Consider the following 17,516-nt stretch of genomic DNA (forward strand, 5'->3'; position numbering starts at 1 on the left):
CTTCGCAGCGTCCATATAGTTTTGTTTAGCTTAATCTACTCCGAGTTTCTTCGTCAAAATTCGTAAGCATTCGCTTAGTTTTGCATTTCATCTTCTTTATCATACCTTGTCATGTTGCATTTTGTACATCTTCCCACGCCAGATGCAGGCTTGTTATCCCTTCCTCCAGCTCCGCGGCATTCAGATGGGCAAAAGAAAAACAAGCGGCAGGCGCTCCCGGTGATAGCTGATATAACGCGGCATCTCTAAAATTCGTGCCGCGCCTAAGCGCTGCCGCTCGGAAAGCAACAAACTCTTCGTTGCTGCGCAGCCAGCGGGCATATACATGCAAGCCCGCATCACCAGGCAGCAGCTCGAAGAGCTCCTTAAGCCGTTCCGACAGCAGCGTCCTGAGGATGCGTCCGCGTTCACCATAGATGCGTGTCATCCGGCGCAGATGACGGCCATAGCCGCCTGTATTCATGAACCGCGCCAAGGCACGCTGCTCCAGCAGCCCTACCGGCAAGGGCTCATATAGCGCCTTGGCGGCGATAGTCGGCTTTACCAGAGAGGGCGGAAGCACTGCAAAGCCGAGCCGAAGGCCTGAAAACATCGTGTTTGAAAAGGAGCCCACATACACGACTCGCTCTTCGCGATCCAGTGCTTTTAAGGGCTCGATGGGACGCCCAGCCCAACGGAACTCACTGTCATAATCATCTTCAATGATTACTGCATTATGCCGCTGCGCCCATTCCAACAAGGTCCGTCGTCGTTCCAAAGGCAGTACCACACCCGTAGGAAATTGACGGCTCGGCGTAACAAACAACAGCCGGGCATCCCAATCCTCCGGAATAAGGCCGTTGCCATCCAGCTTCCCTGCCAGCAATCGGCCTCCAGTGATCTCTACGGCTCGCCGGATCCCGTGAAAGCCCGGGTCCTCTACGACCGCTGAGCCCCCTGCATCCAGCAGCAGCTGCGTCAAAATAACGATGCCTTGCATCGAACCGCTGAACAATACGATATGCTCTGCATCCGCGCGAATCCCGCGGGTAATCCGCAGATGTGCAGCGATAGCTTTCCGAAGTCCTTCATCGCCTTGAGGTGGACAAGTGCTTTGCAGCAATCCACCTTCCTTCCCTCCGGCATAAGAGAGCGCACTGCGCCATTCGGAGTAAGGAAAATGTTCCATCCGCATACCACTACTCTGGAAGCTCACTGCTTTCTTATTACTCTTTTCATAAAAGGGTATCGGGCGCGCAAGCAGCCGCTTTCCCCATGCTGAAATAGGAATCGTAGTCTCGATTTCACAATCTCCTCCAGCAGCATCTGTGGCTTCACCCAAAGCCTGATTCTCACCGTCACTGCGACTGGCAGCTGAAGCAAAGCTATCTTCCGATACGAATGTCCCCCGCCCCGTTTCAGTCCTTACATAACCATCAGCGAGCAACATTTCATACACCTGCGAGACCGATCCGCGCGACAGCTCATAGTGCTTAGCAAGACTTCGTGTAGACGGCAGCGGAGTGCCTCCCGGAAGTGTTCCTTCCAATATTCCTGCGCGAAGCGCGTGATATAACGCTAAATATTTGTAGCGGTGTATCGCCAGATATTGATCGTATGCCAGCGTGATATTCATCGTTATCCTCCTTGACCAGCAAGTGGTCCATTAAAAACTATCTTAATTGGTCCTTTTTAATTGTCAACCACTCTACTATTCTTTAAAGAACAATTACATTGGAGCAGACGCTCTAGACTAAAAAGAAAGAGGACGTGATCCCTATGCGCAGAAAAGAATTTAAAGTAGATCAGGAGGAAGAATTGGTCTCTTTTCTAAACGGAATGAGTTTTGGTTTTCTCGGGACAAGCGATGGACAGGGGCAACCGCGGGTGACACCGCTGAATTTTGTATATACAGATGGTTGTTTCTATTTCCATGGCAGTCATGCTGGTGGCAAAATGAAGTCGATCCGCAATCAGCAGAAGGTCTGCTTTACGGTAGCGGATGAGTATGCTCTTATCCCGTCTTATTTTAGCGATCCCGAGCTGGCATGCCCTGCAACCGCCTATTTTAAAAGTGTGACCGCCTACGGCACAGCCGAACCTGTCGAAGACATTAATGAAAAAGCCGGCGTACTCTCCTTATTTATGAAAAAGCTCCAGCCCGAGGGGGGGTATGATTCCATCGATGCAGAGGACCCTAGATACCGTCCCCGTCTAAAAGGAGTTGCCGTTGTGCGCATTACCCCCGAGGAGATCACTGCGAAGTTTAAGTTTGGGCAAAACCTAAAAGAAGAAGAGCGCTCCGGCATCATTTCCGGCCTGTCCGAAAGAAATAATCCACGTGATGAAGAAACGATAGAAATGATGAAAAAATACTGCCCTTTCCACGCCGAATGATATTTTTTAAAAATCGTATCTTTCCAAGTGACGGTTGCAATTGGCGGTGATATAATGTTAGGCAATGTTAACAGTATGTTATCCCCAAAGAACCCTGGAAGGATGAAACTGATGAATCCACTAGCTGGACAATTAAACGAAAGTATCAAAGCAGGAAATGAACATGTGTATGATATGCTCTCTACGCTTGGCAAAGAGATTTACTTCCCAAAAGAGGGCATCCTGAGCCAATCCGCTGAAGCAGGAGCTCACGCCAAGAAATACAACGCAACCATCGGTATTGCTACTGAAGGTGGCGTACCTATGCACCTCGGCGTCATTCAGGATAAACTCTCCGCTTACAGTCCTAAGGATCTTTATAGTTACGCCCCTCCGGCAGGTAAACCAGAGCTGCGTACTGTATGGCGTGAAAAGATGCTGCGCGAAAATCCATCGCTAGAAGGTAAAACCATCAGCAATCCCGTTGTAACCAATGCCCTGACTCACGGGCTTAGCATTGTCGCTGACCTCTTCGCAGAGCCAGGTGACGCGATTATCTACCCGGACAAGAACTGGGAGAACTACGAATTAACCTTCGGAATCCGCCGCCATGGGGAGACCGTTAACTATCCGCTGTTCACAGAAGAAATGACTTTCAACAGTGCAGGTCTGGAAGACGCGCTGCTCGCTCAAAAAGAACGCGGCAAAGCGATTGTGCTGCTGAACTTCCCTAACAATCCTACCGGATATACTCCAGGAATTAAGGAAGGCGATGAGATCGTCGCAGCTATCCTTCGTGCGGCTGAGGAAGGCATCAACGTTGTTGTTGTAAGTGATGATGCATACTTCGGGTTATTCTTTGAGGATTCACTAAAAGAATCGCTGTTCGGCAAACTGGCTCATCTGCATCCTCGTGTGCTTCCAATCAAGATTGACGGTGCGACCAAAGAAGAATTTGTCTGGGGCTTCCGTGTGGGTTTCATCACTTATGCCTCGGAGGACAAAGACCTGCTGGCAGCATTGGAGCAAAAAACACTAGGTATCATCCGTGCCACCATTTCCAGCGGTGCGCATCCTTCGCAGACCTTCGTACTAGACGCCTTGAAATCTCCGGAATTCGAAGCACAGAAGGAAGAGAAGTTCCAGATCATGAAAGGCCGTGCGAATAAAGTAAAAGCACTGCTGGATAGCGGTAAATACGGCGAGGATGTATGGACGTATTATCCTTTTAACTCCGGTTACTTTATGTGTCTGAAGCTGCACACAGTTGCGGCTGAAGATCTCCGGCTTCACCTGATTCATAATTACGGACTAGGCACTATTGCTTTGGGTGAAACTGACCTACGTATTGCTTTCTCATGTATCGAAGAGGAACAGCTCGAAGATCTTTTCGATCTTGTATACGCAGGTGTTCGCGATTTAGAAAAAGCCTAACTGAACTTTATATAGCTTACAATCAGCTCCGTTTTCATGGAGCTGATTTTTTTTGTACACGACTCCGACATTGGCCTATACACGCCCCTCTCTCCGCACATACAATACGATGTACTCAAGTACAACACACACACCGAAAGGGGAATGAACATGAGCGAAGAAGTTAGAGGCGGATATGGATGTTGTGGAGGTGGCCCATTCACTAGCACTGGCGCCATCCTGGTTCTCTTTATCTTGCTGGTTATCATCAGCCGTTCACTTTTTGTCTAACCATTAATGACAGTCTCGGGAGAGAGCTTTAAGCTCTTTCCTATTTTCAATCCCTTTTTTTCACAATAGACGTGGGTGTCCAGTAGGTCATGATAATGGCTGCTGTGACGTCCGCGTCTTTTTTTATTCCACCTTGGTCTAAGCACCAACCGCACCAACCTTCGTTACCGCAGATCACATTTGCCCGCACAAAGCAGCTATCGGACACCCCTGACCCTAAAGGCAGTATAATCCCATATTTTACTTACTTACGGACCCCAAAGCCGTTATTAGCATGCCAAACCCCAAATATGAACCTCTTCATAGGGAATAACGCCACTGGTGAAGCTAGAATAAAAAGTGGACAGTAGTTAACAGACTGGCGATAATGAGTCCACGGAGGTGTGTTCACATGGGAGAACATCGACAACGGTATAACGAAGAATTTAAAAAACAGACAGTGCAGTTCATTCAAGAGCAAACAAAGACAGTGGGCGACTTGGCGGAAGAGCTCAACATCCCAAAAAGTACCCTGCATCAATGGATGAGCCAGTATCGAGAACTAAAGAATGAACCGGCAGCTAGCGTGGATCGAGTACGGGAACTCGAGGCACAGTTGAAAGAAATGAGCCGACAACTTCAAGAAAAAGATAACAAGATTGCTGATGTGGAAGAGGAATTAGCGATCGTAAAAAAAGCAGTGCACATCTTCAGCAAACCAAGGAACTGAGATTCCAGTTTATTGAAAAACATCGCTCCGAGTTTCTCTTGGAGAAGATGTGCATGACCCTACATGTGTCACGGAGCGGGTACTACAAGTGGCGGACAGAAAAAAAACAGTACGCATATGCTTCGTAAGGCTGCGATAATGAAGCGAATTCAGTATCATTTTGCAGACCATCAAAAGCGGTATGGGAGTCCGAAGATCACCCGCCTGTTGCATCAAGAAGGTTATACCGTTACCGAACGCACGGTGAGTGTGTACATGCGACATATGAAGCTTCGCTCCATTGTCTCCAAAACGTATCGCGTACAGACCACCGACTCCAATCATGACCATCCGATTGCCCCAAATACGCTGAACCAGCAATTTAAAATACTCAAACCCAATTCAGTATGGGTTACCGACATTACATACATTCCTTGCCGGGGAGGGCGCTTGTACCTGGCTAGTGTGATGGACCTTTGCACGCGTGAAATCGTGGGGTGGCGCTTGGAGAACCATATGGAAACTAGCTTAATTTCGGGCGCCTTACAAGATGCTTACGAAGCTAAACAACCGGAAAAGGGTCTATTACATCACTCCGATAGAGGTTCTCAATATACTTCTCATGAATACACGAAGCAGTTGAAAGCGTATGGCATGGAGTCCAGCATGAGCCGCAGAGGTAACTGTTATGATAACGCCTGTATCGAGTCGTGGCACAGCATTTTGAAAAAGGAGCTCATTTATTGTAATCCACGATTCAAAACTAAGGAGCAAGCCTACCAGACACTTTTTCAATATATTGAGTTTTACTATAACCGCAAGCGAATGCATGGCGCGCTGGGGTATCTTTCTCCAGTTCGTTTTGCTGAGCAATTGACTAGAATGTCTGTTGCGTAACTGTCCACTTTCTTGACAGAGGTCCATGGTGTCCGAATTTCCCCGATAAAGGTTATATATTTGCAAATAACGTCTGCGGGGTCCGTAAGCCTCCGGGGATAATTATGATCGGCGGCGAAGTTGCAGGCTTAATGTAGATCTAGCTAATGCGAACTTCTAAACTTAGATACTCACCCAATAACCACACCTAAAAAAGGCTGTCGCAAACGTAGAAAATCTACGGATGCGACAGCCCAAGAGCTAAAAGTATCTTTACAACTGATGTATTACAGATTGTACAGGTTGTAGATCAAAACCGCTGCCTCTGCACGGGTGGTAACACCTTGTGGATGAATCCGCAAGCCGTCTCCCTTGATCAGGCCAGCACGTATTAGTGCTGCCACACTGTCACGTGCAAATGCTGATACTTGCTGGCTATCCGTGAAACTGGACATTGAAGCTCCGTTGCCGGCTGGAAGCTGTCTGCCGGCTGCTGCAATCGCTTTTGCAGCCAGCGTCATCATTTCCTGCCGCGTAACAGAAGCGTTAGGATCAAAGCTTCCATCTGGACGACCAGTGGTGATCCCCAACTGCTTCGCCATAGCCAACGCTTCATATCTGTAATCGCCAGGCTGCACATCTGTGAAGCTTTCTGCACTATCTCCTTCCAAGCCAAACGCTTTTATAAGCAGGAGCACAAAATCTCCCCGCTTCACTTCCGCTTGAGGCACAAATTGATCCTCTGTCATTCCGTTGATGATGCCTTTAGAGCCAAGCACCTCAATCGCATTGCGGGCCCACTCAAATTTGCCGATATCCCGGAATGTCTTCTCCGTAAAGGTGATACTGTACGTACCAGAGAGAATTCCTGTAAAGGAAACCATCCCCGTAGCAGCGTTATATCTGCCACTTGGAACAACCGTTAGAATCCCCAACGAATTCAGACTATGAATCGTTATATGTCCTTCTTTACCACGTTCTTCTGATTGTGGAGTATACGGCAGGGACACCTTAACCCGCATGTCAGAACTGTTCCATACGGCTTCCTTGCCATTGATAGTTACGCTCAGTTTAAATTCTGGGCGAGAATCTGAATCCACCTTGGTTATCGTAATTACCCATGGGGTTCCTGCCTCTTTTGCCGCTTGTTTCAGCAGACTACCTGGCAGCTCCAGCACACCAAATTCAGTATGAACGACCAATGAAGTCTTATCATCTGCAAAGATTATACCGTTTGGCAATTGCAGCTCATAACCCTTAGCTTTAGCTACTGCCGGTATATCAACAGTAACCGCTGAAGTTGCTCCACTTAAGCCTGCTGTAGCAGCCTTTTTCAAGCTTTCCAGGTCTATACTTGCTCTTGCCGCACCGGTATTACTGTTCAGCACTGGTGCTGCTGTAAGGATGGTGCTGCCTGTTACACTGCCTGCATTTCCGCTTGAATCCCCCCCTGTTGTTCCGCTGTTGCCACCACCTGAGGTACCCCCGCTTCCGGAAGTTGGTGCTGTCGTTGGCTGAGTAGTCGGTTCAGAGGTTGGACTTGGGGTTGGTTCAGGCGTTGCTGTTGGTGTAGGTGTTGGTGTTGGTTCAGGTTTATCCGCAGAAACGATATATTCAAAACTGGAAATATCACTTGGCTTCCAGCCCTCTTTTACAGCAATCGCCTTAATCGTCTTGCTCTTGCCTACATAAATCACTCCACTATACAGTTCGCTGGCTGCTGTAGGTACAGTGCCATCCAACGTGTAGTGAATAGACGCTCCAGCTGTAGCTGTAGTTAACTTCACAGCAACCTGCCCTGTATAAGTTCCCCCGGCAGGATCAGCCTGCGGTGCTGACACCGTCTTCATATCAACCGCTCCGCTGATCACATACGTGAATGGAGCTACAAAACTGTTCTCCATGCCCTCTTTTACCGCTATCGTACGAAGAACTGTGACTCCTGCTGCGTCAATAGTTCCGGTATAAAGTGGACTGTCTGCTGTAGGCAACGACCCATCGGTTGTGTAATGAATCTCTGCTCCTGATGTCGCTGTAGTAAGGCTGATCGTTTGTAATCCGCTGTAAGCTCCCGGTTTCAAAGAAGAAACAGGTAAGGAAGTCTTTGAATGAATCGGCTGCTCTCCTTCTTCCGTCCGTTCAAGCGTGAACCAATCTAGATTGGCACCGTCATTATTGAAGTTCATCCGTACTACCTGTTTTCCTTGCGCAAGTTGTACGACACCACTCGCCAGCGTGTAATTCGACCAGCCACCTGTAGTAGGCATAGGCACTGTCGAGAGTTTTGTACCATTTACAGATAGCGTAGTGCTTACTCCGCCTTGTGCTGTAGCATACCGATATACGATTTTATAAAATCCGGCTTCAATAATATCAAGCATATAATCCATGGAACCACCTGCAACGGTAAACCCGACATTTCTAAAATCCAGCACACCGCCAGTCAAGGTACTCTGAATTCCATTGGGTGTAGCATCGTAATAATTCTCGGCTTCCACTTTCAAAGAACCAGTGCCATCCATGATTACTTCAGTATAAGGTTCTATTTTAATACCACTAAGCTCGTATCCTGCTGATCCAGCTTGCAGGCGCAGCTTCTGTTCACCAGCCTTCAATTGAAGAACGGTGCGTATGCCAACGGTTTGCGAGTAAAGATTCGGCACATCAACGGTTCTTAATGTCTTCCCATCCTCCGTTTTATAAATAATGCCCTTAGGAGCACCATTCGCGGAAGTCACGGTAAGCGTAAAAGCATAGTTTCCATCCTGCGGCACATTTACCCAGTAATCAATGCTGTCTCCAGCATCAATGCCGGTCAGCTTCGCTCCACTGCCTTGGCCGCTGACTGTGATACCTTGAAGCTGGTAGAATTGATCCAATCCGTTCAAGCTTGTGACTTCTATAGGTGCTGTAGCACTAGTTGTTCCTAAGAGCTTAACCTCCGCACGCAGCACGCCGCCACCACTTGAATCGGCATAAGCATTTGCAGGCACATTCACGGTAAGCTGCAAATCACTATAATACGGGGTATGATCATTCCATGCCAGCGTCAGCTTCACATGGGTTGGGTCAAGTAAGGCAGCTGCCCCAATACTTACATGCCCCTGATCCTTACCTGGGCCAGAGACAGAAATGCTCTGAATGGCATCAGGATTAAACGTTCCTCCTATAAGGCTAACTACCAATTCATTCCCGTTCACTTGATAAGGAAGCGTGTTCGGAGAAAGACTGATGCTCTCTTCGTCGTTGATTGCTGTAACTATAAGTGGCAATTTCAGAACATGGACGCTGCCAAAAGACTGATTTGATTCTGTCTGATACACATCAGCGGTAACCGTAAGCGTACGATCAGTGTCGAAATCAATAGCTCGCGTCCCCGCTAATACGACCTTCGCTGTATAATCATCCACCCGGTATACGCTATCCACAACCGTTCCCTCGTAACCTTCAATAGACCAATAAGCGGTATCCAGTTCAGGTGCATATTTGTCATTTACTAGCTTGACGATAACTTCTGCACCCTCCTCATTTCCTTCTACCAAAGCAGTCTCCGATTGAAGCGCGGGTCCGATCGTAAGCGACTGCAGATGAAATCCTGCTCCATTTACTTTCATGGTCAGCGTCTGCTCCCCGGCAGGCAAGGTTACCGTTCCATTAGCTATTTGCCAATTGGACCATCCCCCCGTCTTCGTCAAAGCATAAGTCGCTGTCGTTACTGTTGCTCCATCCTCTCCCGTCAGCAGTTCCAGTTCTGCATCATCCTGATTAGTAGCATAGGAGATCAAGAGTGGGTAGGTACCGCTGGCAGGTACATTAATCTTGTACTTCATCCAATCGCCGGGGTCAGTATAACCCACTGCACCACCCGTCACTAACACCCCTGAAGCTGTAGTGTAGTCTTGCGCTTGAAGCACACCAGGAAGCTCATGTGATCCGGAAGGCGCTTGGCGTAAAGTTAATGAACGGATATTATAACCGTTCCCGTTCGTCTTCAAGGTGAGCTTGTGAATGCCCTTGTTCAGAGAGATCAAGGATTGATAATCTGCAAAATCTGTCATACTCTCCGTCTGCTGCACAATTGGAAGCGTAGCGATAACCTTACCATCTTCACTAATTTCCACCGATTTTCCGGCGCCATCGCTGAATTGAGCGGCATGCTTAAATTGAAGTGAATATTTACCGCTTTCTTTAACATCAATCACATAGTCGAAGGTGGACGAGGCGTCTGGCGCGAACCCGCCAATATAACCCTGCTCATTTACAGTGTAAACCCCTTGCGCTTCTTCAAAATCAACAGCATTCACTACACCCGGCACCGTCTGTATACCATTCAGACGTTCCCAGCTATAAGTGCCCACTGATTTCGCCGGCAGCACAGCACTAATTTGCGCACCGTCCACTAGCAATTTGAACGGCTGTGGATCCGACGTCTGGTTGATCACTACCGTCACAATCTCTTTTCCATCCGGACTAGCAAAAGCTACGTTCGTTACAGTGCTGCTTGAGCCGTAGTCACTATCAATCCGCACGTACCCCGGTTTAACGAATTTCGTATATTGGCCCATCAGATAATATTCTGGCAGCAGCCAGTAATGGTTACGGTCTCCCGAATCCTGCACAATCGGGGTTGGGTCTGGCGTTCCGGTCCACTGATGAGAGGCAATATCACTGTCCAGCATCGCTACCCAGGAGTTATAGCTGCGGGCCCAATTACGGAAATATTGAGCAATGCGGTCTGCGCCTGAGGTACCCCAGACTGCGCGTTCGGTCAAATATACATTTTTGTCAGGATAGAGATTATGGAGCTGGGTCATCAGACCAAGGTCACCGCCATAATCATGAAAAGCAGTTCCGTCCACCGCATCGTAGGCACCTAATTCAGGATTGCCTAGGATTTGTGCTGGATAGGCCATCGTGTCACCAGGATTATGATCAAATGTCCACAGCTTCACGTCTTTAAAACCATGTTCATCTAATTCCTTCCGCAGCAGTTTAGCCAGCTGTGCTTCTTGCTCCCACGGCATTTTGGTGCTTGGATATTCAATTTCCAGCAAAGGTTCATTCTGCAAGGTCAGACCTTCAAAGGTAATTCCCAGCTTCTCGTACTCCTGTACGAATTTAAGATAATATTTGGCCAGTACAGGCAGATATTCATCCTTCACTTGGCCTTTGATCATACTGTCTGTAGTCTTCATCCAACCCGGTGGGCTCCAAGGTGAGGCAAAAAACTTAATATCCGGGTTGATGTTTTGAATTTTTTTAACCGTGCTGATGATATGGTAGTCAATGTCCTTTTGGATGGAGAAATGCTCCAAATTAATGTCGGTTTGTCCTGGAGGCATATCATCGTAGGTATAAAATTGTTTATCTGTAAAGTCAGCCGTCCCAATCGTCAACCGGAGCATACTCATTCCGATCCCTGATACAGGATCAATCATTTTCCGCAGCAATTCCTCCTGCTTCGCCGCAGACATCTTCGCCAGATTATTAACCGTCGATTCCTCCATGGAGGTACCGATCCCTAGAATAGATTGATATTTCCGGTCAGGATCAATATGGATCTCTGTACCTGCCTTCACGTCAGGAACCACAATATCCAGCTTCGCCTGCTCTTCCAGCTTCAAATCACCCTCTTGATAACGGTCAGCATAATACCATTTCCGATCGGAAGGATCTCGCTCACTCGATACCCAGGAGCTAACTACATCTGACTTAATAACATGTTTAGTGCTTTCCCCGCCATCTCCGGGATTTGATGGATCTACAGGCACATCACCTGTTCGAGTGAAGCTCACCCAGTTCAGGTTGATATCCCCACCGGTAAATTCCAGACGGATCTTTTGCAATCCTGCCTTCTTAAACACAACATTTTCTACAGCTTTCGTCTGCCAATTCTGCCAGCCACCTGTTGAGGTCACGCTTAATGTTCCTAGCTTGGTTCCCTCTGCTGATTTGATGTTGATGCCTGTAGTGCCACTATTAACGGAATAGCGGAAATCGGCTTGATACGTACCTGCTTGCGCCACATTCACGTTATATTCGAGCCACTGTCCAGCCGAGGTATAGCCGACATCGAGACCGCCACCTATATCCTGCGTGTTTTCAGTTTGCAGTCCTGCGCTTTTGTTCAAAAAGTCCTCTGCTTCAATTTTGCCGGGAACCGGCAGGGAAGGAATCTCTGGAGCTTCCGGATCGACAGGAGCGGTTGGAAGCTTTGGTGTTTTCTCATTTTTGGTCAAGCCATATCCCGTTTTGAACAACACATTGGTACTGTTATTGTCTGCCGGATAATTATTCAAAGTGAATGGCCAACGAATTGGATTTTTGCCTACAAAATCCTTAGTACCAAATAACACATCAGCTACTCCAGCACCCTCTGTACCTGGTAGCCAAGCTGCCACAAGCCCATCCCAATCTTCCACTTGGCTGGCTATCGTCATTGGACGTCCAGACACCAATACGACGATAAGCGGAATATTAGGATCAGCAGCACGTATATTCGCAAGTGTCGCCAGATCCTGCTCATCCAGATTCAAGCTGGTCCGGTCGCCATCGGTCTCGGCGTAAGGTGTCTCACCGATAACAGCGATCGCCGCATCATAACCCGCAGCTCCCCGCCCGTTCAGGTTATATTTGACCGTTGTAGAAGCAGGAACAGCCTCCTTTATCCCTTCGAGGATCGTCGTGCCTTCAGTTATATTGCCCGACTTCCCTTGCCAAGTGATCGACCAACCACCGGCTTGGTTACCGATATTATTAGCGTTTTTACCTGCTACGAATATTTTATCCATCCCGCTTAATTGCGATAGAATTGGACTTCCATTTACCTCATCGTTCTTCAAAAGAACAAGCGACTCCGCCACAGCTTGGCGGGCTAATTTGCGGCTTTCTGCTGAGCCAAATGCACTCAACAGATCCGGTTCGCTTTTGGGATGCTCGAACAATCCTGAAGCGATTTTGACATGCAGGATACGTTCTGCCGCATCATCTATGCGCTCAGTAGTAATTTTACCTTCGCCTACAAGTTCTGTGATGTACTTAATCGTATCCTTCCAAACGGTCGGCATCATGAACATATCGACTCCGGCGTTTACGGACACATACAGCTGGTTCTTCAATCCGCTAACTGCTTTGCCCTCGCTATCCACTGTGATTTGCTGCACAGCGTTATAATCCGAAATCACGAAACCGGTAAAGCCAAGCCCGCCATTTTTCTTGTCACCCTTCAAAACATCGGTCAGTAAATGTTTATGGGCATGCATTTTAAGACCTTGGATGCTGTGATAGGAGGCCATAACCGTCTGCACCCCTGCGTCTACAGCTGCTTTATAAATTTTCAAATCCTTATCCATGATCTCTTGCTCGGTATATTTAGTGATGTTGCCTTGATTTACACCATTATCCGTATAACCTTCACCTAGATAATGTTTTGCAGTTGCCGTGATTGTATCTGTCCCTGCCAATGCAGCAGCAGTCCGTCCTTGCAGTCCAAACACATAAGCCGCACCTAGTTCTGCTGAAATATCCTGATTATCACTAAAACCTTCATAGGTTCTACCCCATCTTGCATTATGAGGGGAGGCTATCGTTGGGGCAAATGTCCAGTTCGCTCCTGTTGCGGCTACTTCCTTAGCAGCAGCTGCACCAATAAGCTCAGTCAATGCGGGATCATTAGCAGCCCCTAGGCCAATATTATGCGGAAAAAGCGTCGCGCCTTTGACATTGTTATGTCCATGCACCGCATCCACCCCATAGAGCAGCGGAATGCCTAATCTGGTAGACAATGCACCATCCTGATAGCTATCTATCAAGTCTCTCCAGTTATCGCGGGTACTGTCACTTTCTTTTCCGTTAGGGAATGAGCCTCCCCCGCTGAGTACAGAGCCAAGAGCATATTTCTGTACCTCCTCAGGAGTGACGGCAGCTCTTTCTGCTTGAACCATCTGCCCAATCTTCTCTTCCAGCGTCATTCGGGATAATAGATCCGCAGTGCGCTCCTCCACACTTTTTGTGGGATCATAGTACACTGGAACTCCTGCGGCATCCGCTGCGGCCCGTGGTATACCCGCCTCAAGCACATTCAAGAATAAGGATGATAGTAAAAGCGCCACCATGAATATTGATAATCTTCTTTTCACGCCTGAATCCTCCCCCAATACTGTTTTGTTGGTACGGATGACTACGCCTATGAATGGAAGCGTATACATGATGTAAGATACAGGCTTATTATGCTGGAGCCATCTGGTAAAAGACATACAGCATTTTTTAAATACTCTGTTCCGTTTTTGCAAATTTAAGGACTTGCCCGGCTCAAATTATGCTTCCAGCAAAAAAAAGGCTCTCTCATTCGTAGAATTTCTCTACTGTGAGACAGCCTTTTTATTGTGACTATGAAATTGCTTTACAAATCGTCATCATCCGATCGTGCCGATTTACGGGACAAGTATCCTTTAAACAGAAAGACTACCACAACACCTGCCGCTAAGGTAAAGAGCACTGGCATCAGACGGTCACCTATGGAAGCTAAGAAAGGTAATCCAAGAATCAATGCCACAACCAGATGCGCACGGAATACAAATTGTGTCGTGTTGTCCGCCTTACTGCCTTCAGGAAAAGGATACACTGTCAGCCAAAAAGACTCGCTATGCAATTTGCGGAGTGCCGACAATTGAACACCAATGATGAACAGGAAGAACAAATAAATTCCGGTGCCAAAGTAACTATCACGGTTCCACCAATTCAGCAGCAGAGCCAGCACCGATATCCGCATAATGATTCCAAAGATATCGCCCCGGGCAAAGCTTTTGGTTAGCAGATACCGATAAGCAGTATCCTTACGCCAAGGCAGCTTAGCGCCCCATTTGGAAAGATAACGGCGGGAATACACCCGTTGCTCACGGCCCGGTACATCCACGAACCAGCCCAGAACCATCAGCGCACGTGCACCTTGATTGTTTTCCATGGCGATCAGTCTTTCCCATGGCACAGCGTGACGTCCGGGCACAGACAGTGCAGCAAGATAGGCTGCTGCCAATAACACCATAAATATCAGGCTCGGGCCGGCAGGCTGCCACAGCCAAGCGGCAATAATCAAACCTCCAACTGCCCAGCGCAAGAAAGCAAACACACCTGCCATCGGACGTGACAGCATAGCTATCTCTTTCCATAATCCATAGCTCGCGATCAGCTTCACAGCAATCAGGATCAACACTGTAAATAAAAGTCGCTTGGGAGAATCATCTGTACGTATGTACAACGGCCAAAGGGTGATCAGTACAAATAACAAACGAATGATCTTCCACACGTTTCCACTGACCCAGGAGGGTGCAAAATATTCCTTCATGCGGTGACCCTGAGGCAGCAGAAAGATCGTATCCGGGGTCTGCAAATAGGTTCGGAAGCCGCTATGCACTGTCGCAGGCAACAGTAATGCTAACATAATCCAGCGAATGGGAATGCCTTCAGGTACATTTTGTAGCAGCGATGTATACCAAGCAGAGAAGACAATCAACACGAACAGGAAAACCATGGCTACGCCGCTTTGAATGATATATCCCACATAAGGAAGCATGCTTCCCATGAATCGACCGCGCCGCGTGCGCCGCAGCTCTTTCAAATCCATATTATTTCCCTCCCTGAACCAGCTCGTAGAACAGCTGCTCCAAAGTCAGCCCCTGATGCCCGGCAGTTGCCGCTATTTCCGCCAACGTACCCTGTGCAATCACCTTACCTTTATGCAATACAATAAAACGGTCGCAATAATTCTCTATTGTGGAAAGAATATGAGAGCTTAACAGAATCGACGATCCAGAGTTCTTTAGATCCATCATGAAATCAAGCAAGGAGCGGATACCTAGCGGATCCAATCCTAAAAAGGGCTCGTCGATGACATATAATGCAGGTCGTGCAACGAAAGCGCACATGATCATAACCTTCTGTTTCATCCCTTTGGATAGATGGGTCGATAGGGTGTCCATCTTATCCTCCATATGGAACAGCTTGGCAAGATGCGAGGTGCGGGATTCATAATCCTTTTGATCTACCCCATAAGCTCTGGCAGTAAATTCAACATGCTCACGAACCGTCATTTCGTCATACAGTAGCGGCGATTCCGGTACAAAAGACAACGCATTATTGTATCCAACGGGATCTTCAGCACGCGTCTTGCCCTGTACGGTGATATCGCCCTTATGGGGCGACATCAATCCTAGAATATGCTTCATCGTCGTACTTTTTCCTGCTCCGTTTAAACCAATCAAACCAACCATTTCGCCAGGCTGCACCTGAAGTGCAATATCATGCAGCACTGGCTTATTCAGGCTGTACCCACCACTGAGACCCGTAATTTGCAATACGGGAGCATTATTCATTGACCGTCACCTCTCGGAGTTTTGTCTTTCAACCACTTTGGAGCTCCTTTATTTTTACGGTTCTTCTCACGTTCCGCATTGCTGCTGCGTTTGCTCCGTGCAGGAGTCGCATCTCCGCGTGCTCCCGCAGAAGGATTCACACTGCGCTGTGGATCGCGCTGTTGTTCTCCGCTTGTTGTTTCACTTGTGTTAATCGTAGCCATTCTTTTGGCAGGCTGCGTACCTGCTCCAACGGATGGCGACTGAACATTGGAGGCTCCAGATGTGCTTACAGGCGGCTTGCCGCTGCCTGGAGCGGATCCATCACGGCGTTGCCCACTGCCTTCACTACTCCGTCCCCGTCCATTGCGCAAAGCGCTGCGCGCTTCATCTGCTGCAAGCACCTTACCACCGACCATCTCCCGCTCCTCAAGCGCAATATCCAATTCGCGAGCGAATTTCCGCATGATAAAGGTTTGTTGCTCTGTAACAATCGTTACAGATAAGCCGCGGCGTCCCATCCGTCCCGTACGGCCTGCACGGTGTACATAATGTTCAGAATCAAAAGCCGGATCGTAGCTAACTACCAAAGAAAGATTCTCAATATCCAGTCCTCTGGCAGCTACGTCACTGGCAACAAGCACACGAAATTTACCTTCCCGGAAACCTTTTAATACATTGCTACGCGTTACCTTATCTGCATCTCCGTAAAGTGCTGCCGCAGTAAGCCCAAGATGATTCAGCTTAGCCTCAACCTCGGCAATATCGTCTGTAGCATTCACGAACACAATCGCTTTATCGGGATTGTAATGGCGAATCACCCGGCGCAGCATGTCCATTTTGTTACGCTCTTCAGCAACAACATAATGATGCTCCAAACTTTCAGCTGTCATTACACCTGGAGCAATTCCGACCTCTGCCGGGTTCTTCATTTCACGATTAGCCAGCGCTTTCGTCTCTGGTCCGATCGTTGCCGACAGCATAACGAGCTGGCGTGAACGCAGCGCACTGCTGACAATTTTTGTAACTTCGCCTGCTCCGCTAAGCTGGAACATTTGGTCCGCTTCATCCAGAACAATTGTACTGACTTCATGCATCTTTAATTTACGAAGTCCAATCAGCTCGCGGATCCGCCCAGGCGTTCCCACAACTAGCTGTGGATGCTCACGCAGCTTGTCAATCTGGCGTTTGATTGCGGCCCCGCCAATAAGACCCATAACTCGAATTCCGCGCGGTTCGCCATAACGTTCCGCCTCGCGTAAGATTTGCATCGCCAGCTCCTGTGTAGGGGCGAGCACCAGCTTTTGGACCACCTTCTGCTCCGGATTAATCGTTTGAAGCAGCGGCAATAGATAGGCCAACGTCTTACCCGTTCCAGTCTGGGAAGCTGCAATAACATCTCTTCCCTCTAGTAGAAGCGGTATAGTCTGCTCTTGTACCGGGGATGGAGCGTTAATGCCGAATTCCGACAACCGGGCAATGAGGTCTTCCTGAATGCCGATAGCCGCAAAAGAAGCTTTATTCATAAGTGTAATTCATCCTTT

10 protein-coding genes are annotated in these 17,516 nt (G+C 48.2%); 5 read left to right on the top strand and 5 right to left on the bottom strand.

Annotated features, from left to right (window positions below; genetic code table 11):
• Window positions 1–109: 109 nt before the first annotated feature.
• Window positions 110–1,615, bottom strand: coding sequence for a MocR-like pyridoxine biosynthesis transcription factor PdxR (pdxR, locus tag NSS82_RS27245; RefSeq protein ID WP_076101043.1), 1,506 nt, complete (start codon window positions 1,613–1,615; stop codon window positions 110–112).
• 143 nt (window positions 1,616–1,758) lie between these two features.
• On the opposite strand from pdxR, the gene NSS82_RS27250 reads away from it, so the two are divergent.
• The 5 genes from NSS82_RS27250 to NSS82_RS27270 all read left to right on the top strand — a co-directional run bounded on the left by NSS82_RS27250 (window position 1,759) and on the right by NSS82_RS27270 (window position 5,644).
• A complete protein-coding gene (locus NSS82_RS27250; protein ID WP_076103714.1) occupies window positions 1,759–2,376 on the top strand; it encodes a pyridoxamine 5'-phosphate oxidase family protein in 618 nt (205 codons plus the stop codon).
• A 111-nt stretch (window positions 2,377–2,487) separates the two neighbouring features.
• On the top strand, window positions 2,488–3,789 hold the full coding sequence (locus NSS82_RS27255; protein ID WP_036679816.1) for an aminotransferase class I/II-fold pyridoxal phosphate-dependent enzyme: 1,302 nt from the start codon (window positions 2,488–2,490) through the stop codon (window positions 3,787–3,789).
• 150 nt (window positions 3,790–3,939) lie between these two features.
• The gene (locus NSS82_RS27260) at window positions 3,940–4,059 is read left to right on the top strand and encodes a YjcZ family sporulation protein (protein WP_212592220.1); all 120 of its coding nucleotides are present in this window, start codon (window positions 3,940–3,942) and stop codon (window positions 4,057–4,059) included.
• Between the two features lie 391 nt (window positions 4,060–4,450).
• On the top strand, window positions 4,451–4,768 hold the full coding sequence (locus NSS82_RS27265) for a transposase (RefSeq protein ID WP_036683594.1): 318 nt from the start codon (window positions 4,451–4,453) through the stop codon (window positions 4,766–4,768).
• Window positions 4,769–4,831: 63 nt separating this feature from the next.
• Complete coding sequence (locus tag NSS82_RS27270; protein WP_340960820.1) at window positions 4,832–5,644, top strand: IS3 family transposase; 813 nt, start codon at window positions 4,832–4,834, stop codon at window positions 5,642–5,644.
• Between the two features lie 266 nt (window positions 5,645–5,910).
• Here NSS82_RS27270 and NSS82_RS27275 read toward each other — a convergent pair whose 3' ends face one another.
• From NSS82_RS27275 to NSS82_RS27290, 4 genes are all read right to left on the bottom strand, one after another.
• Window positions 5,911–13,878, bottom strand: coding sequence for a glycoside hydrolase family 3 N-terminal domain-containing protein (locus NSS82_RS27275; RefSeq protein ID WP_256718529.1), 7,968 nt, complete (start codon window positions 13,876–13,878; stop codon window positions 5,911–5,913).
• A 146-nt stretch (window positions 13,879–14,024) separates the two neighbouring features.
• Window positions 14,025–15,245, bottom strand: coding sequence for an ABC transporter permease (locus NSS82_RS27280; protein WP_076103716.1), 1,221 nt, complete (start codon window positions 15,243–15,245; stop codon window positions 14,025–14,027).
• Between the two features lies 1 nt (window position 15,246).
• Window positions 15,247–15,993: an ABC transporter ATP-binding protein gene (locus NSS82_RS27285; RefSeq protein WP_036679788.1), complete on the bottom strand. Its 747-nt coding sequence runs from the start codon at window positions 15,991–15,993 to the stop codon at window positions 15,247–15,249.
• Window positions 15,990–17,498: a DEAD/DEAH box helicase gene (locus NSS82_RS27290; protein WP_076272749.1), complete on the bottom strand. Its 1,509-nt coding sequence runs from the start codon at window positions 17,496–17,498 to the stop codon at window positions 15,990–15,992. The genes NSS82_RS27285 and NSS82_RS27290 overlap by 4 nt, the downstream gene beginning before the upstream one ends.
• Window positions 17,499–17,516 lie beyond the last annotated feature (18 nt).

Source organism: Paenibacillus sp. FSL H7-0735, from assembly GCF_038008505.1.
Classification (GTDB): domain Bacteria; phylum Bacillota; class Bacilli; order Paenibacillales; family Paenibacillaceae; genus Paenibacillus_AQ; species Paenibacillus_AQ odorifer.